General features: G+C 59.6%; 22 protein-coding genes. 9 read left to right on the plus strand and 13 right to left on the minus strand.

What is annotated here, in order from left to right:
* Window positions 1–16 precede the first annotated feature (16 nt).
* The 6 genes from ACR0EN_RS14050 to ACR0EN_RS14075 all read right to left on the minus strand — a co-directional run bounded on the left by ACR0EN_RS14050 (window position 17) and on the right by ACR0EN_RS14075 (window position 5,867).
* Window positions 17–151 carry an aa3-type cytochrome c oxidase subunit IV gene (locus ACR0EN_RS14050; protein WP_170395707.1) on the minus strand — a complete coding sequence of 45 codons (135 nt, stop codon included), beginning with the start codon at window positions 149–151 and terminating at the stop codon, window positions 17–19.
* A gap of 68 nt (window positions 152–219) precedes the next feature.
* Complete coding sequence (locus ACR0EN_RS14055) at window positions 220–774, minus strand: hypothetical protein (protein WP_170818584.1); 555 nt, start codon at window positions 772–774, stop codon at window positions 220–222.
* Entirely contained in the window at window positions 761–2,599 is a 1,839-nt protein-coding gene (locus tag ACR0EN_RS14060; protein ID WP_480587295.1) for a glycerophosphodiester phosphodiesterase family protein, read from the minus strand. The genes ACR0EN_RS14055 and ACR0EN_RS14060 overlap by 14 nt, the downstream gene beginning before the upstream one ends.
* 64 nt (window positions 2,600–2,663) lie before the next feature.
* On the minus strand, window positions 2,664–3,113 hold the full coding sequence (locus ACR0EN_RS14065) for a DUF6173 family protein (protein WP_170395701.1): 450 nt from the start codon (window positions 3,111–3,113) through the stop codon (window positions 2,664–2,666).
* A gap of 4 nt (window positions 3,114–3,117) precedes the next feature.
* Window positions 3,118–4,164, minus strand: coding sequence for an MBL fold metallo-hydrolase (locus ACR0EN_RS14070; protein ID WP_480587298.1), 1,047 nt, complete (start codon window positions 4,162–4,164; stop codon window positions 3,118–3,120).
* Entirely contained in the window at window positions 4,164–5,867 is a 1,704-nt protein-coding gene (locus ACR0EN_RS14075) for an acyl-CoA dehydrogenase family protein (RefSeq protein WP_480587300.1), read from the minus strand. The genes ACR0EN_RS14070 and ACR0EN_RS14075 overlap by 1 nt, the downstream gene beginning before the upstream one ends.
* A 132-nt stretch (window positions 5,868–5,999) precedes the next feature.
* Here ACR0EN_RS14075 and ACR0EN_RS14080 point away from each other — a divergent pair, with 132 nt between their 5' ends.
* Complete coding sequence (locus ACR0EN_RS14080; protein ID WP_170513159.1) at window positions 6,000–6,947, plus strand: L-threonylcarbamoyladenylate synthase; 948 nt, start codon at window positions 6,000–6,002, stop codon at window positions 6,945–6,947.
* Here the strand turns inward: ACR0EN_RS14080 and ACR0EN_RS14085 are convergent.
* The gene (locus ACR0EN_RS14085) at window positions 6,944–7,498 is read right to left on the minus strand and encodes a YqgE/AlgH family protein (protein WP_170395693.1); all 555 of its coding nucleotides are present in this window, start codon (window positions 7,496–7,498) and stop codon (window positions 6,944–6,946) included. The genes ACR0EN_RS14080 and ACR0EN_RS14085 overlap by 4 nt on opposite strands.
* Window positions 7,499–7,646: 148 nt before the next feature.
* Here ACR0EN_RS14085 and ACR0EN_RS14090 point away from each other — a divergent pair, with 148 nt between their 5' ends.
* Window positions 7,647–8,459: a protein-disulfide reductase DsbD domain-containing protein gene (locus ACR0EN_RS14090; protein WP_170733553.1), complete on the plus strand. Its 813-nt coding sequence runs from the start codon at window positions 7,647–7,649 to the stop codon at window positions 8,457–8,459.
* A 4-nt stretch (window positions 8,460–8,463) separates the two neighbouring features.
* Window positions 8,464–8,913 (plus strand): NUDIX hydrolase, encoded by a 450-nt coding sequence (locus ACR0EN_RS14095; protein ID WP_170612826.1) that lies wholly within the window; start codon window positions 8,464–8,466, stop codon window positions 8,911–8,913.
* On the opposite strand, the gene ACR0EN_RS14100 is transcribed toward ACR0EN_RS14095, so the two are convergent.
* The 6 genes from ACR0EN_RS14100 to ACR0EN_RS14125 form a co-directional block, all read right to left on the minus strand.
* Complete coding sequence (locus ACR0EN_RS14100; RefSeq protein ID WP_480587305.1) at window positions 8,880–12,281, minus strand: efflux RND transporter permease subunit; 3,402 nt, start codon at window positions 12,279–12,281, stop codon at window positions 8,880–8,882. The two genes, ACR0EN_RS14095 and ACR0EN_RS14100, sit on opposite strands and share 34 nt — an antisense overlap.
* Before the next feature lie 5 nt (window positions 12,282–12,286).
* Window positions 12,287–13,744, minus strand: coding sequence for an RND family efflux transporter (locus ACR0EN_RS14105; RefSeq protein WP_170818578.1), 1,458 nt, complete (start codon window positions 13,742–13,744; stop codon window positions 12,287–12,289).
* 105 nt (window positions 13,745–13,849) lie between these two features.
* Complete coding sequence (gene moaB / locus ACR0EN_RS14110; protein ID WP_170408382.1) at window positions 13,850–14,392, minus strand: molybdenum cofactor biosynthesis protein B; 543 nt, start codon at window positions 14,390–14,392, stop codon at window positions 13,850–13,852.
* Window positions 14,393–14,398: 6 nt separating this feature from the next.
* Window positions 14,399–15,019: a LysE family translocator gene (locus ACR0EN_RS14115; protein WP_170423650.1), complete on the minus strand. Its 621-nt coding sequence runs from the start codon at window positions 15,017–15,019 to the stop codon at window positions 14,399–14,401.
* Complete coding sequence (locus ACR0EN_RS14120) at window positions 15,016–15,615, minus strand: metallophosphoesterase (protein WP_170423648.1); 600 nt, start codon at window positions 15,613–15,615, stop codon at window positions 15,016–15,018. Before ACR0EN_RS14120 ends, ACR0EN_RS14115 begins: the two co-directional genes overlap by 4 nt.
* Window positions 15,612–16,376 carry a uracil-DNA glycosylase gene (locus ACR0EN_RS14125; RefSeq protein ID WP_480587557.1) on the minus strand — a complete coding sequence of 255 codons (765 nt, stop codon included), beginning with the start codon at window positions 16,374–16,376 and terminating at the stop codon, window positions 15,612–15,614. The genes ACR0EN_RS14120 and ACR0EN_RS14125 overlap by 4 nt, the downstream gene beginning before the upstream one ends.
* A 758-nt stretch (window positions 16,377–17,134) precedes the next feature.
* On the opposite strand from ACR0EN_RS14125, the gene ACR0EN_RS14130 reads away from it, so the two are divergent.
* From ACR0EN_RS14130 to ACR0EN_RS14155, 6 genes are read left to right on the plus strand one after another with little or no spacing between them, the layout of a single operon-like run.
* Window positions 17,135–18,070, plus strand: coding sequence for an aspartate carbamoyltransferase catalytic subunit (locus ACR0EN_RS14130; protein WP_480587309.1), 936 nt, complete (start codon window positions 17,135–17,137; stop codon window positions 18,068–18,070).
* Entirely contained in the window at window positions 18,067–18,585 is a 519-nt protein-coding gene (locus ACR0EN_RS14135) for a hypothetical protein (RefSeq protein WP_170818574.1), read from the plus strand. Before ACR0EN_RS14130 ends, ACR0EN_RS14135 begins: the two co-directional genes overlap by 4 nt.
* On the plus strand, window positions 18,570–18,956 hold the full coding sequence (locus ACR0EN_RS14140) for a hypothetical protein (RefSeq protein WP_170818573.1): 387 nt from the start codon (window positions 18,570–18,572) through the stop codon (window positions 18,954–18,956). Before ACR0EN_RS14135 ends, ACR0EN_RS14140 begins: the two co-directional genes overlap by 16 nt.
* Window positions 18,953–20,233, plus strand: a complete 1,281-nt coding sequence (gene pyrC, locus ACR0EN_RS14145; protein ID WP_480587313.1) for a dihydroorotase — start codon at window positions 18,953–18,955, stop codon at window positions 20,231–20,233. Before ACR0EN_RS14140 ends, pyrC begins: the two co-directional genes overlap by 4 nt.
* Window positions 20,233–20,838, plus strand: coding sequence for a glycerol-3-phosphate 1-O-acyltransferase PlsY (gene plsY, locus ACR0EN_RS14150; RefSeq protein ID WP_170395665.1), 606 nt, complete (start codon window positions 20,233–20,235; stop codon window positions 20,836–20,838). The genes pyrC and plsY overlap by 1 nt, the downstream gene beginning before the upstream one ends.
* The gene (locus tag ACR0EN_RS14155; RefSeq protein WP_170395663.1) at window positions 20,835–21,110 is read left to right on the plus strand and encodes a hypothetical protein; all 276 of its coding nucleotides are present in this window, start codon (window positions 20,835–20,837) and stop codon (window positions 21,108–21,110) included. The genes plsY and ACR0EN_RS14155 overlap by 4 nt, the downstream gene beginning before the upstream one ends.
* The last annotated feature ends 157 nt before the right edge of the window (window positions 21,111–21,267 follow it).

The following is a 21,267-nucleotide window of genomic DNA, read 5'->3' on the forward strand; positions in this document are numbered from 1 at the left end:
GCGCCTCGTGTACCGTTTAGGCCGCAAAGACCGCCAGGAACAGGCAAAGGAGTACAATTGCCACCACGCACCACGTGGTGAATTTGATGAAACCGTCAAAGGTTTTTGTTTGAACGGTGATGTCCATCTCGCCGTGCTTGTGATCAGCCATGTTTATTAGAATCCCAATTCGCGTGTTTGAAATGTTGGATAATGCAAAATTCAGGGCCTGTCACGACGTCATTCGCGCGCAGTTGGGCCAAAGATGGTGCAGCCCGGATAACCGAACCCCCAGCGCCACGGCAGCCCGCTACAGGGACCGCCCCCAAAACGTACCGCCATGTACATCGCTTCAGACGTGATCGAATGGACCGAGCGGATTTGATCCGGCGTCATATCATAGCGTTCGGCATATTCATCAGCATGGCTTTCGCCGTGGGTTTTGACACAGGCGCGCAAGGTGTCATCGGCAGCGAGGCGGGCGTCATAACTGGCCCCAGCCTGCGACGCGCCACCTGCGTTGTGATAGGCGCGATCGTGAGTAACGCAGCAGTACTCCCATGGCGGGTGTTCTTCATAAAGCAGACTGAACTTCGGAAAGGTCTCGGCAACCATACGCCAGCTGGAAGATAATCCGCCCGAACAGCCGTCCGTTTCGAAGGGGGTCAGTTCAGCGCCTTCTATCGTGTCGGCCAACGCCCGGTGAGCGGGCATTTCCACGCTACGCATCAGGTCCTGCGCAGCTGCAGGCAGCGCGCAACAGACCAGAAGGGCGGCCAGTCTATGGTTCCGCATCACGCATCTCGGCAGTATCAATGGACAATCCGAATGTCGTCGCCAACCATAGCATCAGACGCTCGCCCGGTCCCATCTCGGCACGAACACGCAGCACTTCGCGAGCCATGGCAGGACGATCGGTGATCAGCCCGTCGACCCCCATCGATGCCATCGCCGACATCTGCAACGGGTCATTCACCGTCCAGACATAGATGTCCTTGCCCGCCTCATGGACCGAGCGGATCAGACCCGGAGACACCGTCGCCGCATTTACTGCCACAAAATCGCCCTCAAGCCCCGACAGATTGCCGATGGCGGTCGCGGCCAGAACGCCTGCCCGCCAATCGGGGCGCAGCGCTTTCATCTTCTGCACGGCCGGATATTTCAATGACATGGTGGCGATGTCATCCTGCATATCCAGCTCCTCGACAATCGTGGCAACTCGGTTTTCCAGGTCGACGTCATGGCCATAGTATTTCAGCTCGATGATGACCTTGGATTTGCCCTTCGCAGCTTCCAGAACATCCCGCAGCGTGGGCGTCCGTTCCGAAGCATATTCGGGGCCGAACCAGCTGCCGATATCGATCTCGGCCACATCCTCCATGGTTGCGTCCCAGACCTTGAGCGGCACACCAGCCAGTTTCATGAAATCGCTGTCATGCGCGATGATGACCACACCATCCGCGGTCTCCTGAACGTCGATCTCAACCCAATCGGCGCCATCTTCGATAGCCTTCAACACTGCCGCCATGGTATTTTCCGGCCTTATCGCCGCCGCACCTCTATGACCAATGACATCCGCATGATCGGGGGCCTGAATGCGGACCAGCAACTCCTGCCCGGACCAGAGCCCGATCAGCAGGGCGATTGCCGCGCCACCGACCACAGCGTAAAGCGGCGCGCGCAGGTTGCCTGGTTCGGGATGAGGGACCTCTCGGCCTTGTGTGTCGAAGAACCCATCCAGCAGAACCGCCAATGCTCCCAGAGCGACGGCTGCAAGCACAAGCCCAGCCAGCGACCAGAGGCCCGCTACGATCATACTGAAGATCAGCGCAAAGCGCAGGTTCGTGCTTTCCTGCAACGGTACCAGATCGAACAACAGTCCGGCCACAAAGGCAATCAGTGCGGCGATCACGAGACGCATCGCAAGCCAAAGGCCAAGCTCGATCTTGAGGCGACCGCGTTTGCCTTCCATTCGATCCGTGCTGGCGGAGAAGGCCTCGGCGGGTTTGCAGCCCTCAAATAATACAAGATGCAGCGACAGCGCCCAGGCCGAGAGCCTGCGGATCAGAACCCAAGCCAGACACAGCACCACAAATCCGATCAGCACTACCGCCACCCAGAATGAAGGCGGGTGGAAGGTGAGGTAATAGTTGATGTCGTATTCAGTCAGCATCCACCAGGCGATCAGGCCAGCCACGGCGACAAAAGGCAGCGCAAGTACCAGCACACGCAAAATGAACCGTGCGGCAAAGCCGAAAAGCGCAGGTAAACGCGTCAGGATCAACCGGATGGAAGCACTGCCCGCGCGCCAAGGGTCACGCTCACCCATCCGCAATGATCCGGCCATGACCGAGAAGACAAAGACCTCGGCCAGTAAGAACAGGCTGAGAACTACAACCGCCGCGATGAAGCCCGCTGGTGACAGCAGGAACATCGCAATGTCCTGATCCGTCAGCGCCGATTGATCAGACAATGAGACAGCAAGATTGACGGCGATGGCAACGCCCGGAGCGATCAGTGCAACCAGCAGCAACCGGACAGCGACATAAACAGGCACAAACACGCGCCGCCGCGCCCATGCGCCCCGGTAGGCAGTTGTAACGGCTGAGAAATTGGTCACGCGGTTGCCTCCTGAATGGTCTATCCATTCAAGGCTGCGTAAGTGTGAATTGCAAGAGTGGGCGTCAGCTTTCTTCCAGATCAGCCGCCAGCCGGAAACCAATGCGGTTGGCTGGTTTATCCTCGATCGATTTCGGCAAGGCACGCAGCATCACATTCAACTGGCTGACATGCTGGACGAGCTGCGTTTTGGCGCCGCCTCCGTCCGAGCCATAGAAGGTGATCACATCCGGATCGAAATAGCCCATGCCCTCGATCCGCATTACACCGGCATCACCACCGGTGAATCCCATGGCAACCTCGTGATCGCCATCCAGAGTCTTCTCGAAATTCTGAATATACATGATCAGCCGCTCATAGGCCCATTGAGCAGGGCTTTTGCTTTCGACCGGCTTTTGCAATGGCTTGGGCAAATCCTTGTTCCCCGATGCCGCTTCAGGGTTGGCGTGCACCTCATAGCACCGCGGCAACGCCGCAGATTCCGCTGCCTCGGCTGAGGTTTCGATCTTGTCCATTGCTCTACCCTTTGCGCTGATATTCCCAAGCTCCGTCCGCGCGCCGCGTCCGGGTGACCGCTCCAATGTGGTAGAGATGGTTCATATGTGCAACCGCCTCGACCAGCGCGAGGCCGTATTCCCCGCCCCTGATCTGGCGCTTGAACAGCGGGGCAAAGCACTCGGCGGCGGTTTTGGGTTGATCGAGATCGTTCAGCAGACGCTCCAGCGCGCCGTGGTGGTTATCGATCAACTGCCGCATGCGGATCGGCAACCCGGTGAACGGCAGTTTGTGCCCGCCCAAAACCAAATGATCGGGCCGGGCCAGCGGTTGCAGGCGTTCACACGCCTCCAACCAGTCGGCCACCGGATCGGCCATCGGCTCGGTGGCATAGACGCCCAAGTTGGAACTGATCGAACTGAGGATCTGATCGCCGGTCAGCACCAGATTGTCCTCGCGGCTCCAGAAGGTGCAATGCTCGGGCGCATGGCCGTTGCCCATGTGAACATCCCAGTCGCGGCCACCCATGCGGATCACGTCGCCCTGTTTGACACGGGTAAATCCCAGCGGCATAGGGTACACGGCGTCTGCAAAGTTGAACGGACGCTCGGCCATCCGACCGGCCAGCACGTCCGGATCCATCCCCGCGCTGCGGTAATAATCCAACGTTTCCTTCGGCCAATTCTCTTGCACATCCAGCGTCAGCATACGCGCGAACAACCATGCGGTACGACTGGTGACCAGTTCTGCACCATGCTCGGACTGGAACCAGCCCGCATTGCCGACATGGTCAGGATGGTGATGAGTCACGACAACGCGACGGACGGGTTTGCCAGCCAATGGCCCTTCCATCAGGGCCTGCCAGATTCCCCGTGTTTTCTTTGAAGAAAGCCCTGTGTCGACGATGGTCCAGCCGCCGCCATCATCCAATGCATAGACATTCACATGATCCAGCGCCATCGGCAAAGGCAGCCTGATCCACAGAACTCCTTCTGCAACTTCGACCCATTCGCCAGGAGCGGGTGGTTCCTCCCACGGATATCGCATCACTTGCGGAGCCTCGCCATCCATCAAACCGCCAGTTCCTCTGGGCTGAGGGCATAGAGGTCATCCGCCCCGTTCTGCGCCTGCGCAAGCAAGCCTGTATGTTCAGGCAGCAGCACATTGATATAATAGCGTGCCAACTTGGCGCGCGGTCCATCGGGATCGGCCAGAGCCGCTGACAAATGGTAATGCCCGCCCAGAACCCGCGCGAACGCTTTTAGATACGAAGCCGCGCCAGCAAACCGGTTGTTCATATCCGATTGAGCAACGAGCCACTCCGTCGCTTCCCGCAGCGACTCGGAAGCTTCCCAAACAGGACCAGCAAGTTCAGGCATCGTGGCGCGCGCCTTCTCGGCTTGATCCTCGATCTCATCCAGAAGGTTCGAGGCCGCCTCACCCCCATCCATCATCTTGCGCGCTACGAGGTCCATGGCCTGAATACCATTGGTGCCCTCGTAGATCGCGGTCACACGGACATCGCGATAATATTGTGCAGCACCAGTTTCTTCGATGAAGCCCATGCCACCATGCACTTGAACGCCGGTCTCGGAAACGCGCATGCCGGTCTCGGTGCCAAAAGCCTTGCAGATCGGCGTCAGCAGCGCCGCACGTGCCGCCCAATCGGCCTCACCCGTGGCCTGCGCCATGTCGATTGCAGCTGCATTGGCCAGCATGATCGCCCGCGCCGCAAACACATCTGCGCGCATCGACATCAGCATCCGCCGCACATCCGCATGGTCGATGATCGCGCCCGAGGGCGTCTTGCCCTGTTTACGCTCCAACGCATAGGCCAGCGCATGCTGGTAGGCCCCTTCGGCGACACCCACACCTTCGCCACCCACGCCCAAACGCGCGTTGTTCATCATGGTGAACATCGCGGCCATCCCGCCATGTTCCTTGCCGACCAGCCAGCCTTTGGCCCCGTCATATTGCATCACGCAGGTTGGCGAGCCGTGCAGGCCCATTTTGTGTTCCAGCGAGACCACCTTGAGGTCATTGGCCACGCCGGGGTTGCCGTTCTCGTCGGGGATGTATTTCGGCACCAGAAACAGCGAAATCCCCTTGGTCCCCGGAACACCGTCTGGCAGGCGGGCCAGAACAAGATGGCAGACATTCTCGGCAAAGTCGTTGTCGCCCCAAGAGATATAGATCTTCTGCCCGGTCACCGAATAGGTGCCGTCGCCATTGTCTTCGGCCTTCGAGGTCAGCGCGCCCACATCCGATCCGGCCTGCGGTTCGGTCAGGTTCATGGTGCCTGACCATTCACCCGCCATCATCTTGGGCAGATAGAGCGCCTTCAACGCATCGCTTGCGTGATGCTCCAGCGCCTCGATCTGACCTTGGGTCATCAGCGGGGCCAGTTGCAGCGACAGGCAAGCAGCACTCATCATCTCATTCACGGCAGTGGTCATGGTCATGGGCAGACCCATACCGCCATATTCGGGATCGCCGCTCATCCCGATCCAGCCGCCTTCGGCAATCGCCCTCCAGCCCTCGGCATAGCCCGGAGAGGTCCGCAGCACGCCGTTCTCCAGCCGCGCGGGTTCCAGATCACCAGGGCGTTGAAGCGGGGCCATGATCTCTTCGCACATCTTCCCGGCTTCGGTCAGAATGGCGCTAACCACATCCTCGCTGGCTTCCGAGAACTTTTCGGTCGCGGCGATCTGGTCAAAGCCGATCACGTTACGGAATAGGAATTCATAGTCTGAGATCGGGGCGCGATAGGGCATGGTTTCCCTCTGGTTCTGGCAAGTTGTCAGCGTGGGGTTGGAATCCCGGCCCCACGCCGGTATTCATCTGGGCTGGCACGATTACCTACCGTTACCTGAACTGCAAGCAACCAAAACGCGGCGTCACGATCCATGACCCTTCTCGGTACTCAAGACTTACCAGCAAACGCCGACGGGCTCGCCAAGGCCGCTGACCTGTTGCGGCAGGGGCTGCTGGTCGCTTTCCCGACCGAGACCGTCTATGGACTGGGTGGCGATGCACGGAACGGCGAGGCTGTGGCCGCGATCTATGAGGCCAAGGGGCGACCCAGTTTTAACCCACTGATCGCCCATGTCGCCTCAACCGAGACCGCGAAACGCTTCGTCGAATGGACCGATCAGGCTGATTTGTTGGCTGATGCCTTCTGGCCCGGACCGTTAACTCTGGTTCTTCCTCTGCGCCCCGATCACGGGATTTCGTCGCTGGTCACAGCTGGCTTGGATACTCTGGCCGTTCGCGTGCCTGCGCATCCCACAGCGCACGCTTTACTGACCGCTTTTGACGGTCCTGTGGCAGCGCCATCGGCCAACCCCTCTGGTCAGATCAGCCCAACGACGGCGGCCCATGTCCGAGCGGGGCTGGAGGGACGCATAGCCGCAGTTCTGGACGATGGGCCGTGCGGTGTCGGGCTTGAGTCCACTATTGTGGGTCTGGCCGGCACCCCTGCCTTGTTGCGTCCAGGTGGTGTCGCATTGGAACAAATCGAAGAGGTTCTAAAGGCAGAACTGCATCACCACCAACCCGGCGATCTGCTTACCGCGCCGGGGCAGTTGCAATCCCACTACGCGCCGGACGCGCCGGTGCGGCTGAACGCCCGGTCACGGCAGGGGGACGAGGTGTTGCTGGGTTTTGGCCCCGTTGATTGTGATCTGAACCTCTCCAGCACCGGCAACCTGCCCGAGGCCGCCGCCAACCTGTTTGCCGCCCTTCACAAACTTAACGATACCGGTCAGCCAATCGCCGTATCACCAATTCCCCAACACGGATTAGGTGCGGCCATCAACGACCGTCTACGCCGCGCAGCGGCCCCACGCGATTAGGCGCGGCCTGCGCTGGCTGAAAGGGTCAGCGGATCAACACCAAGCGTGGCCAAAGCCGCCTCCCATTTCTCGTCATCAGGGACATCAAAGACCAGTTTCGACGACGCATCAGTCGTTAACCAACCATTCATCGCGATCTCATCTTCCAACTGACCCGGCCCCCAGCCGGAATAACCTAAAGTCAGCATCGAATTCAGCGGCCCCTTGCCCGAGGCCAGATCCTCGAGCACATCCAGCGTTGCGGTCATGCTGAAATCTTCGGATATCTGCATTGAATGCAGATTCGCCTCGTAATCTGCGCTATGCAGGACAAAGCCACGCGACATCTCGACCGGGCCGCCAAACTGCACCAGCCGTTCGCCAATTACGGGTATCCGACACGGGATGTTGAGCTGTTCCAGCAAGGTCTTGATCCGCAAGTCCGAAGGCTTATTCACGATCAATCCCATCGCGCCGTCATCACCATGGCTGCAGATATAGACGACCGAATGCTCGAATCGCGGGTCGCCCATTCCGGGCATCGCAATCAACAGTTTTCCCGTAAGGTCCATCAGCAGATATCTCTTGCGCCATAGGATATCCCTAGAATGACCCTGTGAACCGGGGAATGGCAAGGGATCAGCCGGGATTTCCGTGCATTTCACAGAAGTGACCGGAACGTGACTTGGCAATCACGACCGGAATGCGCATGTTCTGCATATGAAAGCGCTTTGCAAATCTGCTGCAGCCGTGTTGGCCGTCAGCCTTTGTTTTGGTGCCCCCGCCACTGCGCAGGGGGTTGATAATCTGGTTCAGCTTGAGGTGTTGGACGGCGGCAAAACCGCCGAAGGTACCTATCAGGGGGCCTTGCGTCTAAAGCTCAAGGACGGGTGGAAGACCTATTGGCGCGCACCCGGCGATGCGGGCATTCCGCCACAGTTTGATTGGAAAGGCTCTCGCAATATTGCAGACATAGCCTTCACGTGGCCCGCGCCGCATGTGTTTGATCAGAACGGGCTGCGCTCGGTCGGGTATGAGGATCAACTTGTACTGCCCGTCGAAATCACGCCTAAGAACCCTGCCAAACCCGTGCGTTTGCGCGGCGAGATGGACTTGGGCGTGTGTAAGGATGTCTGCGTGCCGGGTCGGTTGCAATTCGATCACACAATGGATGCCGACGCTGCACGCAATCCGGCCATCGCCGCAGCCCTCGCCCAGCGCCCGTTTTCCGAACGCGAAGCAGGCGTGGCGGATGCGACGTGCCAATTGACTCCCACTGCAGACGGAATGCGGATCGAGGCGCGTATCACCATGCCTTCAGCGGGCGGGTCCGAATTCGCCGTCATTGAACCAGGAAACCCGGCACTCTGGGCATCGCAGCCCGATACACGCCGTCAGGGCAACACCCTGATCGCAAGCTCGGAGATTATCGGTGCCTCCGGCGGGCCATTTGCGCTGGATCGGTCCGAAGTGCGCATCACGGTTCTGGGGGCAAACCACGCTGTCGATATCCAAGGATGCAGCGCAGGCTGACCGGATGAGCCAGACCCCAAAGATCGGTGCCTTGGCTGTCGTGCTGCACGATGGCCAGGTACTTTTGGTGCAACGCAGCAAGCAACCCGATCAGGGGTTGTGGGGCTTTCCAGGCGGCCATGTGGAATGGGGTGAAACGGTTCTGGACGCCGCCACCCGCGAGCTGCGGGAAGAGACCGGTGTGATTGCTGAGCCTTTGGTCTATCTCGACAATCTCGACCTTTTGCTGCGCGATGATAGCGGGCAGACCCGGGCGCACTACCTGCTGGTCGGAGTTGCGTGTCGCTATGTAACCGGCACGCCTGTCGCTGCAGACGACGCGCAGGACGCTCAGTGGTTTCCGGTGGACCAGATCACCAGCGGCGACCTGCCAATGAGCGACCGCGTTCCCGATCTTTTGCGGCGTGCTTTAGAGATGGATCAAGCCTCGACCCGATCCGACAAGCGTGCATAAAGCACGCTGGACAGCACGACACCTACCAGCAGGATCACGGTCGCACCCGCTACGAAAACGCCAAAGCCCATTTGCAACACACTTGGACCTTCGGCGGCTGGGTAGAGACCCGAGAGCAGCGCCAACGGCGCACCTGTCACTACGGGCCAGATCATCGAGGCACCCAGCCAGATCGCCAACGCTGCGCCCGTTGCGCGCACGGCATTGCGTACCACCCTGTCCGGCGCGCGCAAGGCCCGTCTCATCGATGTCATCGGGCGTGAGATGTCGTTTAGGATGGCCAGCAATGCAGGCACTAGCAGCAGGATCAGGGCCATGCCAAAGCCCAGCCCATAGACCAGTGTGATCACGGTCGGTTTCAAAAACTGCGCCTGCTGCGAGCTTTCGTACATCAAGGGCGTCAGCCCGAGTACCGTGGTCAGCGTGGTCAGCATCACAGGCCGCAATCGATCTGCCGTGCCTTCGACGATTGACGGCACCAACCCGCGCTCTTTCCGGTATCCGTCGATTGTGGTCACCAGAACAATCGAGTCGTTGATTATGATCCCGGTCATGCCCAACAGGCCGACGACGGTGAACATGCTTAACGGCACGCCCCACAGGTAATGCCCCCAGATCGCGCCCACGAGGCCAAAGGGAATGATCGCCATGACCACCAAGGGCCTTGTCCAACTGGCAAAGACCCAAGCCAATACCAGATAAATTCCGGTCAGACACAGGATCAGGCCTGTGCGGGCCTCGGACAGGAATTCATCCTCCTGCTCACTCAGGCCAGCCATGCGCCATTCGACCTGCTGTTCGGCGGCGATGTTTGGCAATATCTCTTCGCGCATGGCGCGGGCGATTTCGGCAGCCTGCGCCGGGTCGTCCTCGGAAATATCACCATTCACCGAGATGACCCGCAGACCATTTTCGCGCCGGACGGTCGAGAAACCCGATTTACGCTCGACCGAGACGATATCGGCGAGCGGGACATAAACGCCATCCGGAGTCCGCATCAATGTGCGTTCGAGGAAATCAGCAGTCAGTTCGCCCTCGGGCAGTTCGATCCGAATCTCGGTGCTACGCGGACCATCCGGGAAGGTCGCGGCCTCAATCCCGTTCAGCCGGTTTCGCAACACGCGGCCCAGTGTTTCGATGCGGAAACCCAGCGCCTGACCCTGCGCGGTGAGGTCCAGAATGAACTCTTCCTTGTCATAGGCGAGGTTATCCTCGAGCGCCGAAACTTCCGGGTATTTCGCGAGTTCCGCCTGGAGGTCCTCGGATGCAGATTTCAACGTGTTCACATCCGCACCGTAGAACTGCACGTCAATCGCGTCGCCACCGGGCCCTGAACGCCAACCACGGAAGCTAAGCAGCTCGACCTTCGGGTGGCGCGGCACGAAATCCTGCAGCTCGCCCACAAATTCAAAGCTGGAATAGGGGCGCAAGTCGGCATCGATCAGCTCGATCGAGATGCCGCCCAGTAGATCGTCATCCTTGCCATCCGCCGCGCGCAGCCCCCATCCGGCCGAACCGCCAACCTCGGCTAGAACGTATTCGATCGGGTTGCGGCCATGGCGTTCTTCGTAAACCTGACCCAGTTCTTCCGTGGCTTTCTGGACCATGCGCATCATTTCCAGCGTCTCAGCGCGCGTCGCGCCTTCGACCATGATGAAATTGCCAGTGACCGAACCGCGTTCCGGTGCGTTGAAGAACCGCCAATTCACATCACCCCGAATGAACAGAGCGATCTGACTGGCCAGTATCACCACCATCAGTGCAACAACCACATACCGTGCCCAGACCACCCACGCGACCAGCGAGCGGAACAGGTGGTCGCGCACCCAGCGGAAGCCCTTGTTCACAACCCGGTTGGGCCAGTCATACCAATGCTCCTTAGCCGAATGCGCGATGGCATGGGCCATATGGTTCGGCAGGATCAGGAAGCATTCGATCAGTGAGGCAATCAGGACAGCGATAACCGTGAACGGGATGTCTCGGATCAGCTCTCCGAAGCGGCCACCGATGGCGGTGAGACCAAAGAAGGCGATGACCGTGGTCACTGTTGCAGCAAACACCGGCATCGCCATTCGGCGGGCAGCGCGTTCTGCGGCGACGATTGGCGCTTCGCCCAAACGGCGGGCACGGAAATCGGCGTGCTCTCCCACGACGATGGCGTCATCAACCACGATGCCCAAGGTAATAATCAAACCGAACAGAGACACCATGTTCAGCGACAACCCGCCCAGATACATCAGCGCAATCGCCGCAGACATTGCCACCGGAATACCGGCAGCCACCCAGAAAGCGATGCGGGCGTTCAGAAACAGGAAGAGTAGACAAACCACCAGCCCAAGCCCAACCAGCCCATTGTCGACCAGAATATCTAGTCGGTCGGTGATCGCTTGTGCGCGGGTGCGAATCAGCTCAATCGTGATACCTTCGGGCAGGCTGGCCTGCATCTCGGCCACGACATCCTCGACATCGCGCTGAATTCCGATGGCATCGCCCAAATTGGACCGGTCGACGCGGATCGACATCGCCGGATTGTCACCAACGAAATAGCTGCGGTTGCGCGTGACCCCTTCGACCCGAATTTCAGCCACATCGCCCACAACCAGCTTAGAACCATCGGCAAAGTTGCGCAGGGCGATACCTTCGATCTCTTCCGGGGTGCGTTTCTCAACGCCTGTCCGAATACGCGCATTGGCACCTGTGACATCGCCCGCGGGGTTCGCGGTGACTTCTGCCGCAATGGCCTCGGCAATATCCGAAAGCGAGATATCATTGGCGATCAACTGTGCGGTGGGCACTTCGACCACCACACGCGGCGCGGCCAGTCCCCGGATCGTTGTCCGCGTGACACCAACCGCAAACAGGCGGCTTATCAATTCATCGGTGAATTTGGCCAGTTGTTCAGCTTCGATGGGCCCCGTGATGACCACATCCGTGACACGATCCCGCCAAGCGCCGCGCCTGATGGTTGGTTCCTCGGCGTCTTCGGGCAGGTTGGTGACGCTATCGACGGCGGTCCGGACCTCCTCAACCGCGCGAGACATGTCCCAGTTCGGCTCAAACTCCAGCCTGACCTGCGCCGTTCCCTCCCGAGAAGTTGATTCCGTGCTGGCAACGCCCTCAACCGCCAAAAGCGCAGGTTCCAGCAATTGGATGATGCCATTGTCGACATCCTCGGGGCCTGCGCCGTCCCATTGAACGTTCACATCGACGCGTTCGAGAATCACATCAGGAAAGAACTGCGCCCGCATGTTGGGGATCGCGGCGGCCCCCAGCACCAGCATGATCAGCAGCAACAGATTGGCCGCAGTCCGGTGCCGGGTGAAATAGCTGAGGATACCGCCCGCCGCGTTGGGAATGTCGCGGATCATGGCGCTTAGCCCCCAGCCCGGTTGTCATCAAGACGGCGTATTAGGGTGGCGGGCACTTTGGCCTCGCTCAACTGGCCCAATACTTGGGCTTTGTCTTCCTGAGACATGGCATCACTGGCCTCGACCTGAGCCACAAGCTGAGCGCGCTTTTCGTCCGAAAGCTCGACCATGCCCGGATCAGCTTCGGCATTCGCCTCAATCCGTAGGGGCCGCACACGTACACCCGAACCCAGCAGAGGCGTCCGGCCAATCACAACCTCGCGGCCTTCCAGGCCTTCACCACGCAAAAGCACCTCATCGCCCTGACGACGGATCAATTGCACAGCCAACGGTTCCAGCCGGTCATCGGGGCCGAGAACAAGCACGTTGCCCGTGGCGTCCAGAACCGAGGATGGCAGACGGACCACATTATCGAGCGGCTGTTCTTCAATCGAAACGGTGACAAAATCCCCCGGCTTGAATCCCGGCGCGTCGTCGAGACGCGCATAGATCAGACGCCCGGTTTGCCCTTCACCCGCCGCGCCGCTATCGCGACTGATCCGGCCGGTGGCAGTGAGATCGGTCCCCGTGACCTCAAGCGATACAGTCACCGGGGCTGAGATCAGATCACCCTGCGCGTCCAGCAACCGCACGAATTGCGCGGTGGAAACCCGAAACGCGACCTCAAGCGCATTGGGGTCGACGAGTTCGGCCAGCTTTTCGTTGGCCGCGACCAAGCGGCCTTCAACCAAAGTAACCTCGGTCAGCGTCCCATCAAACCCGGCATGGATCGTCATATCCTCCAGGTCACGCTCGGCCCCTTCCAACGCGATACGAGCCCGCGCAAACAGGGTTGTTGCCTGGTCCACCCGGGATTCGGCCTGCGCCAGAGCGATCCTGCGCGCGAGAACTGCCTGATGAGCCGATGTTGCGGCCAGTTCCGCTTCTTCGACGCTTGCAGCAGCCCCGACACCTCGCGTCTGCAGGTCCTGCTGACGCTGCAAAGCCCGGTCACGCAGTTCGGCCTGTGCCTCGGCTGATTTCAACTCATCCTGCGCCAACAGCAGCGAGCGTTCGGCGTCGCGCTCTTCAAACTGGGCATCCAGAAGATCGGATTTGGCACGGTCCAGAGCCGATTGCATATCGGCTGGGTCCAGTTCGACCAGCAATTCTCCCGCCGTTACAGTACCGCCATCTTCAAAATCTTCGGCCAGTGATACAACGCGCCCACCCAAGGCCGCGCGCAGCTCTAACCGGCGGCGGCTTTGAATCTGGCCAAACGCTTCCAGATAAGGAGTAATGGTTTCCGGCTCGGCGGTTCGTACGGTAACGGCGAATATGCGTTCCCGCGCCTCAGGTGCCTGATTGTCCCGCGTCAGCACATCCTGAACCGCGCCCGAGATCATCTGTGCGGCAACGATCAGCAGGCCCAGCGTCAAAAACGCCAGGAACACCCCAACAAGGCTTTGCCGCAGAAATCGCATCGGTCACTCACCTTTGGTCGCACATGCTGCCTTCCGCAAAGGTAGCCGGGACGCAAAAAATGCCAAGCCACAAAGCGGTTATGATCCGTTAAACGCAGAACCAGTCTACTTCCGTCGCAGGTGTTCGTCCAATCTGGGCATTATTTCAACGAAATTACAGGGCCGGTGGCGATAATCGAACTGTTTCTCCAGAATCGCATCCCAAGCGTCTTTGCAGGCACCCGGGCTGCCCGGCAACGCAAACAGATAGGTTCCGCCTGCAACTCCGCCTGTAGCGCGGGACTGCACGGCAGAAGTACCTATCTTTTCCATAGACACGATGGTGAAAACGGTGCCAAACGCTTCGATCTCTTTTTCATAAACGTCCCGGTGCGCCTCGACTGTAACATCGCGACCGGTCAGACCTGTGCCGCCGGTCGAGATCACGACGTCGATTTCAGGATCCGCGATCCAACTGCGCAATTGCTCGGCAATCTGGGCGCGTTCGTCCTGAATGATCTTGCGGTCCGCCACTGAATGTCCAGCCGTTTCGATCCGGTCGACAAGCGTCTGGCCCGAGCGGTCGTCGTCCAGCGAGCGAGTATCCGACACAGTCAGAACCGCAATGCGGACGGGGATGAACTCAATGCTTTCATCAATGCGCGACATATGTCGTCAAGCCCTTTCCATAATGGCAAGCCGGATGGCAAGAGCCGCGAATATCCCGCCCGTGACCCATCCAATGATACGTGAAGCGCGTGGGTTTGAGATCAAAATGCGCCCTGCTCCGCCCGCAAAGATACCGACCACCCCGTTCACCAGAATGCTGCCCAAGGTGATAATTGCACCAAAGGTTAGGAATTGCAGCAGAACCGGGCCGTTTGCTGGGTCCACGAACTGAGGGATAAAGGCCAAAACAAACAGAATGACCTTGGGATTGGTCAGGTTCACCAGCAACCCCTCGCGAAACGCGAAATGAGCAGGCTTGATTGCTGCATCGTCCGACACTGCCCCTTTCCGGATTGCGCCCCATGCAAGAACCAATAGATAAGCAACGCCCATCCACCGGATAACGTCAAACAGCCAAGGCACGGCTGATACCAACGCCCCAAGTCCAAGCCCCGCCAGCAAAACTTGCACCATCAGACCCGTCGAAACACCGAGGCTGGCCATCATCGCTGGGCGTGACCCAGACCGTAACCCTTGCCCGAAACAGAACATCATGTCAGCGCCGGGTGTGAAATTCAGCACCAGTGCGGCTGGGATGAAGGCCATCAATGTCACTGTCTCGATCACGTTGTTACCTCGAACCAATGTGGTTTTGGGCCCAGATTGGCGATCTGAGACCGCCCGAGCATGCCGCGGTATCCCCAACTGTCGTGGATATGACCGCAAAAGACAAAATCGGGCTGGATGCGTTCAACCGCGTCCCGAACTGCGGTCGAGCCGACCGACACATCTTGTGATGTCACATCCCCATATCCTTTTGGCGGAGAGTGCGCGATCAGAACATCCGCAGCCTCGCACCGGTCCAGCAGTTCCGATGCTTCAGCTTCAGTAAGATCGCAGGACCAGTCTCCAAAAGGCGTCACCGGCACGCCGTAGCCCAGCCCGAACAGGCGCAGACCATCCAATGTCATGCCCGTCCCGTGCAGAACATGCGCGCCTTCGGGCGCAGCGGCTGTCAGTTCCTCGGCGCTCTCAGCGTTGCCCGGCACCAGGATCAGCGGCGCTGCAATGCCCGACAGCATCTGCATCGCTTCATTCAGGCCCCGCCGCGCATTGCAAAAGTCCCCCGCACCGATGACAAGATCAGCCTCGGCGCTAGCGACCACCAGATCAGCGGCCCGGTTGCGCGCCATATGAAGATCGGAAAACGCCAGAACTCTCATCCCGCGCCCCTCAGCCTTGCTTGCAGGTCCAGCAAATCGGCCCAGGCCTGACGTTTCATCTGCGGTTGACGCAGCAGGTAGGCCGGGTGGAACATCGGGATGACCGGCAGGTTCAGCGCCTGATCCCATTTCCCGCGCAGCCGCGTGATACCGCGTTTGCCCAGCAAGGCCTGACAGCTAATATTGCCCATCACCACGAGCACCTCGGGCTTGGCCAACGCCACATGCCGTTCCAGAAACGGCTTCATCATGCCAATCTCTTCCGGCTTGGGATCGCGATTCTGCGGGGGCCGCCACGGCAACACGTTGGTAATGTAGACATTCTCGCGCCGATCCAGATCAATCGCGGCCAGCATCCGGTCCAGCAATTGCCCAGCGCGCCCGACAAAGGGCTTACCTTCGCGATCCTCATCACGGCCGGGCGCTTCGCCGATGATCATTACCCGTGCGCCGGGGGTGCCATCGGAAAACACCAACTGCCGCGCGCCGCGTTTGAGGTCGCAAAGATCAAACGCCTCCATCGCCGCACGCAACTCGACGAGCGATCCAGCGGTTTTCGCCGCCTGTTTTGCAACAGCTGCGGTATCGACCGGTTCTGGTTTTTTCGCAGGTTCAACCGCAGCTGATTTCTTAGCCTTGGCCGCTTTGTCCGGCAACGCATAGCGATCCACCGGCGCGTCGCCGATCGCCTCAGTTGCGCCCAGCTCGATCTGCCATTCCAGCAGCGCCCGCGCGGTATGATGGTCCAAGCCCGATTCCATAACCCTCAATCTAACCAGCTTTTGACCGAGGGAAAGCGAATAGACCTTGCCATGGCACAGGGTCGCACCGACCATGGCAGGGTCATGCTGTCATTTCTGCGATTCCTTCTGATTGCTCTATTGCTGGCAACCTCTGGCGGTTCGGCGAGTGCGCAGCTGTTTGATCGGGATAAACAATGCCGCGCCGGACAGTTGCAATGCGGGCGCGGTTGTTGCCCCGCAGGCCAGCGCTGCAGCTTTGATGGCCGCTGTATCCCGCCGGGACACACCTATTGTGGAGGTGGGCGCACCTGCGGCCCGTTCGAGCGCTGCGTGGCAGGAGGAACCCGTTGCGCCCCTGCTGGGGCGAATAAGTGCACCTCGCGCTTGGATTGCCCCGGTGGTAGCTTCTGCAACGGACGCGGTGAATGCGAGCGCAGCAGACCGGATTTGGTCCCCGCTCCATCCACAACCTGCGCCGATGGCAGGAGTTGCGGAGCCGGTTCATCCTGCTTGCCGGGCGGCGGATGTTCGCGCCCCGGCTGGTTTCTGTGTGAAGAAACCGGTTCGCAATGCCGACCCGGCTTTAAATGCTCGGCTTATCAGGGCTGTGTTCCGATCAAGGCCATTGATTGTGGCTATGGCAAGTGGTGCAAACCAGGGGAACAATGCCTGCCCGAAGGCGGATGTGAGAAACTAACCGAAGGGTCGGAACCTTAGGTTGCCTTGGCCTGCATGGCTTCCTATAAGCGGTCCGATTGTCAGACAGGAGCCCGCCCATGCGTTTCGCCCATCGTCACCTTCTTGGCATCGAGCATCTGTCGCAATCCGATATCACCGCTATCCTTGATCTGGCCGAAACCTATGTCGATCTGAACCGGCAATCGGCTAAGCATTCCGATGTGCTGTCGGGCCTGACTCAAATCAACATGTTCTTTGAAAACTCGACCCGTACGCAGGCGAGTTTCGAAATTGCGGGCAAGCGATTGGGCGCGGATGTGATGAACATGGCGATGCAGGCCAGTTCGATCAAAAAGGGCGAGACGCTGATTGATACAGCAATGACGCTGAACGCAATGCATCCCGATCTGCTGGTGGTGCGGCATCCTCATTCCGGCGCGGTGGACCTGCTGGCGCAGAAGGTAAACTGCGCCGTGCTGAACGCAGGTGACGGGCGGCATGAGCACCCGACGCAAGCCCTGCTGGACGCGCTGACCATCCGCCGTGCCAAAGGCCGCCTACACCGGCTGAACATCGCGATTTGCGGAGACGTGGCGCATTCGCGCGTGGCGCGATCGAACCTGATCCTGCTGGGCAAGATGGAAAACCGCATCCGTCTGATCGGCCCGCCGACGCTGGTGCCGTCGCAATTCGCGGAATTCGGGGCCGAGATCTATAATGATATAAATGAGGGTCTGAAAGACGTCGACGTTGTGATGATGCTGCGCCTTCAGAAGGAACGGATGGACGGCGGCTTTATCCCCTCGGAACGCGAATATTATCACCGCTACGGTCTGAACGCTGAAAAGCTGGCGCTGGCCAAGCCAGACGCCATCGTGATGCACCCCGGTCCAATGAACCGCGGGGTCGAGATCGACGGCACTCTGGCCGATGACATCAACCGATCCGTCATTCAGGAACAGGTCGAGATGGGCGTTGCCGTCCGCATGGCCGCCATGGACCTGCTGGCGCGCAACGTGCGAGAAGCCGCATGAACGATCTGATCATCGCCCCCCATGAGCGCGGCGTGATCCGCCTGTTCTCGCTGGACATGCGCCCGGAAGAGGCGAAATTCCTGCGCGAACCGGGGGCTGTTGATCAGGTGTTGGGTGTCGAGGGGCTGGATCCAGAACAGATCGACATTTTTCCGGTATCCGACCTCGAAGATCTCGGGCTTTATGGCTATCTCAGCGAAGGCTGCGGTGTCTCGGAAGACCAGTTGGACCGCACGAAATTGGAGGCCATCGAAGGCTGGGTGATGGTCCTGCGCAGTGCGGCGCTGGGTGGTCGATCTGCAACCCTTTCCCTCGATCCCCGCCTGCATCTGATTGGCCTGTTCACCGAAGAGGCTACCAACTGGTCCGGCGGCACGATTGAGACCGAAAGCGCAAAACCGTTCTCGGCCCCGCAAAGCCCGCCAGTGTATAATAAACCAAGCCGCATCGGTTCAGCCGTCATTGCCATACTGATTCTGATCGCCGTCGGAGGTGCCTTGTGGCTGATCCTGTAACATTCACGCCAGACAAGGGCGCTTATATCCGCACCAACGCATGGCTCGCCGCGTTTGCAATGGCGGCCGCGATGGTCTTGCTTTGGTTGATAGGCAACCCTTACGTCTGGACCGGCGCGCCCGCAGGGTTGGCCGCCATCACCATCCGCGCTTGGTATTTGGCTTCGGAAGAACTGGTCGCCAAGTGGGAAATGACGGGCACCACTCTCACCGGTCCTGGTCCGCGTAAGGTGGCGCTGAACCAAATTCAGACGGTCAATACCATTGGCAGCTTTGTCCAGATCGTCACAAAAGGCGGCGACAAGCACCTGATCAAATATCAGGCGGACCCCGCCGCCACCAAAGCTGCAATCGAAAGGGCCATGGCATGAGCAATCTGATTTTTACTAACGCTCGCCTGATCGACCCCGAAGCTGGCACAGATAGCATCGGCTGGCTGCAGATTGCCGATGGTCGGATCGCAGCGCTTGGTGAAGGCACGGCCCCAGACGCTGACACGCAGGTGGTCGATTGCGGTGGGCAATGCCTTGCGCCCGGTATCGTCGACATTGGCGTTAAGGTTTGCGAGCCCGGTGAGCGACACAAGGAGAGTTATAAATCTGCGGGTTTGGCCGCTGCCGCCGGGGGAGTGACGACCATCGTCACCCGTCCAGACACGCTGCCTGCCGTCGATACACCCGAAACGCTGGAGTTTGCCACCCGCCGCGCGCAAGCGGACGCGCCGGTAAACGTCTTGCCGATGGCCGCCCTGACCAAAGGGCGCGAAGGGCGTGAGATGACCGAGATCGGGTTCCTGCAAGACGCAGGGGCCGTGGCTTTTACCGATTGCGATCATGTCATCACCAATACCAAGGTGTTCTCACGCGCGCTGACCTACGCCAAATCCTGTGGCGCGCTTGTGATCGCCCACCCTCAAGAGCCGGGCCTGAGCAGCGGTGCCGCGGCCACCAGCGGCAAATTCGCCGCACTGCGAGGCTTGCCTGCCGTAACGCCTATGGCCGAGCGTATGGGGTTGGACCGCGACATCGCCCTGCTTGAAATGACCGGGGCCGCCTATCACGCCGATCAGATCACCACCGCCCGCGCCCTACCCGCACTGGAGCGCGCCAAGCGCAACGGGCTGGACATCACAGCAGGCACCTCGATCCACCATCTGACGTTGAACGAATTGGACGTGTCCGATTATCGCACCTTCTTCAAGATTAAGCCTCCACTGCGATCCGAAGATGACCGGCAAGCCGTGATCGAAGCGGTGCGAACCGGTCTGATCGATACGATCAGCTCCATGCACACGCCGCAGGATGAGGAAAGCAAGCGACTGCCGTTTGAAGAGGCGGCCTCGGGCGCGGTGGCGCTGGAAACACTGCTGCCTGCTGCGCTTCGGCTATATCATTCCGAACAGCTGGACTTGCCAACCCTGTTCCGCGCCATGGCCCTCAATCCGGCCAAACGGCTGGAGTTGGAGAGCGGTCGCCTGGCCCTAGGCGCGCCTGCCGATCTGGTGCAGTTCGACCCGGATGTTCCCTTTGTTCTGGACCGATTTACGCTGAAATCGAAATCGCAGAACACACCGTTTGACGGTCAGCGGATGCAGGGTAAGGTCACCGCAACCTTTGTCGCTGGACAAGAAGTGTACCGGAGAGCCTGATGCCCCTGATCGACAGCACAATGACTCAGCTCATCCTGTGGGCCGCGTTAGGATACCTGCTTGGGTCCATACCCTTTGGCATGATCGTCGCGCGCGTGATGGGTCTGGGAAATCTGAGGCAAATCGGGTCGGGCAATATCGGCGCAACCAACGTCCTGCGAACCGGCAATAAGGCAGCGGCAGCGCTGACATTGCTGTTTGATGCAGCCAAGGGTGCCGTTGCTGTTCTGCTGGCACGCGCTTTGGCTGGTGAAGATGCCGCGCAGATCGCCGCGTTGGCCGCGTTCCTCGGGCATTGCTTTCCGGTCTGGCTGGGCTTCAAAGGCGGCAAAGGCGTTGCGACTTTTCTGGGCCTTTGGCTGGCACTTGACTGGCGCGTGGGTGTCGCCTGCTGCTTGACATGGCTGGTCGCGGCGCTGATCTGGCGTATTTCATCCGTTGGTGCGCTGGCCGCCGCCGCCCTATCCACCACCTGGATCATGGTGCTGACAGATGGCAGTACCTTCGTTCTTGGAATTGCTCTGACCTTGCTGCTCTACTGGCGGCACAGCGCCAACCTAGCGCGGATCAAGGCGGGGACAGAACCGAAAATCGGGAAATCGTGACAGCGCCCAGCGCGTTTCTGAAAGCGTTCCATGATCTGCCGGTCGGCACGTTCACCGGTTCCGTTGGGCCGCATCGATATTTGGTATCGCATCAGATCATGGCCTGCGGGAAATCTCACAAACTGGTGGCTCATCAATTGGGCGGGCCGGATTACATCAGCCTGAACCTTTATCTCACACAGAAAAGCGGCGCATTGCTTCGCCCCTGCGAAATGCCTGCGGAAAAGGTGGTCGATTTTGTCCTGGCGCTGGTGCCTGACGTGCAGGAATGAACAACCGGTCTTTGTGATTGCACAATCACAATTGATTGCTTTGAACGTGATCGGGCCATTCCCCAACTGGGATTTTGTGACGGCCAATTACAGGCGTCGCGACAATCAAATCCGGTTCGCCCGGGCAAAATTACAGTGCTCTTCAGCGAGCCTATTC

Source organism: Ruegeria sp. AB7, assembly GCF_056542625.1.

What these genes read in the sequence shown, in the direction of transcription:
- ACR0EN_RS14050 (WP_170395707.1), bottom strand. Translation starts at nt 151, where the DNA reads ATGGCTGATCACAAGCACGGCGAGATGGACATCACCGTTCAAACAAAA.
- ACR0EN_RS14055 (WP_170818584.1), bottom strand. Translation starts at nt 774, where the DNA reads ATGCGGAACCATAGACTGGCCGCCCTTCTGGTCTGTTGCGCGCTGCCT.
- ACR0EN_RS14065 (WP_170395701.1), bottom strand. Translation starts at nt 3,113, where the DNA reads ATGGACAAGATCGAAACCTCAGCCGAGGCAGCGGAATCTGCGGCGTTG.
- ACR0EN_RS14070 (WP_480587298.1), bottom strand. Translation starts at nt 4,164, where the DNA reads ATGGATGGCGAGGCTCCGCAAGTGATGCGATATCCGTGGGAGGAACCA.
- ACR0EN_RS14075 (WP_480587300.1), bottom strand. Translation starts at nt 5,867, where the DNA reads ATGCCCTATCGCGCCCCGATCTCAGACTATGAATTCCTATTCCGTAAC.
- ACR0EN_RS14080 (WP_170513159.1), top strand. Translation starts at nt 6,000, where the DNA reads ATGACCCTTCTCGGTACTCAAGACTTACCAGCAAACGCCGACGGGCTC.
- ACR0EN_RS14085 (WP_170395693.1), bottom strand. Translation starts at nt 7,498, where the DNA reads ATGGACCTTACGGGAAAACTGTTGATTGCGATGCCCGGAATGGGCGAC.
- ACR0EN_RS14090 (WP_170733553.1), top strand. Translation starts at nt 7,647, where the DNA reads ATGAAAGCGCTTTGCAAATCTGCTGCAGCCGTGTTGGCCGTCAGCCTT.
- ACR0EN_RS14095 (WP_170612826.1), top strand. Translation starts at nt 8,464, where the DNA reads ATGAGCCAGACCCCAAAGATCGGTGCCTTGGCTGTCGTGCTGCACGAT.
- ACR0EN_RS14100 (WP_480587305.1), bottom strand. Translation starts at nt 12,281, where the DNA reads ATGATCCGCGACATTCCCAACGCGGCGGGCGGTATCCTCAGCTATTTC.
- ACR0EN_RS14105 (WP_170818578.1), bottom strand. Translation starts at nt 13,744, where the DNA reads ATGCGATTTCTGCGGCAAAGCCTTGTTGGGGTGTTCCTGGCGTTTTTG.
- moaB (WP_170408382.1), bottom strand. Translation starts at nt 14,392, where the DNA reads ATGTCGCGCATTGATGAAAGCATTGAGTTCATCCCCGTCCGCATTGCG.
- ACR0EN_RS14120 (WP_170423648.1), bottom strand. Translation starts at nt 15,615, where the DNA reads ATGAGAGTTCTGGCGTTTTCCGATCTTCATATGGCGCGCAACCGGGCC.
- ACR0EN_RS14125 (WP_480587557.1), bottom strand. Translation starts at nt 16,376, where the DNA reads ATGGAATCGGGCTTGGACCATCATACCGCGCGGGCGCTGCTGGAATGG.
- ACR0EN_RS14130 (WP_480587309.1), top strand. Translation starts at nt 17,135, where the DNA reads ATGCGTTTCGCCCATCGTCACCTTCTTGGCATCGAGCATCTGTCGCAA.
- ACR0EN_RS14135 (WP_170818574.1), top strand. Translation starts at nt 18,067, where the DNA reads ATGAACGATCTGATCATCGCCCCCCATGAGCGCGGCGTGATCCGCCTG.
- pyrC (WP_480587313.1), top strand. Translation starts at nt 18,953, where the DNA reads ATGAGCAATCTGATTTTTACTAACGCTCGCCTGATCGACCCCGAAGCT.
- plsY (WP_170395665.1), top strand. Translation starts at nt 20,233, where the DNA reads ATGCCCCTGATCGACAGCACAATGACTCAGCTCATCCTGTGGGCCGCG.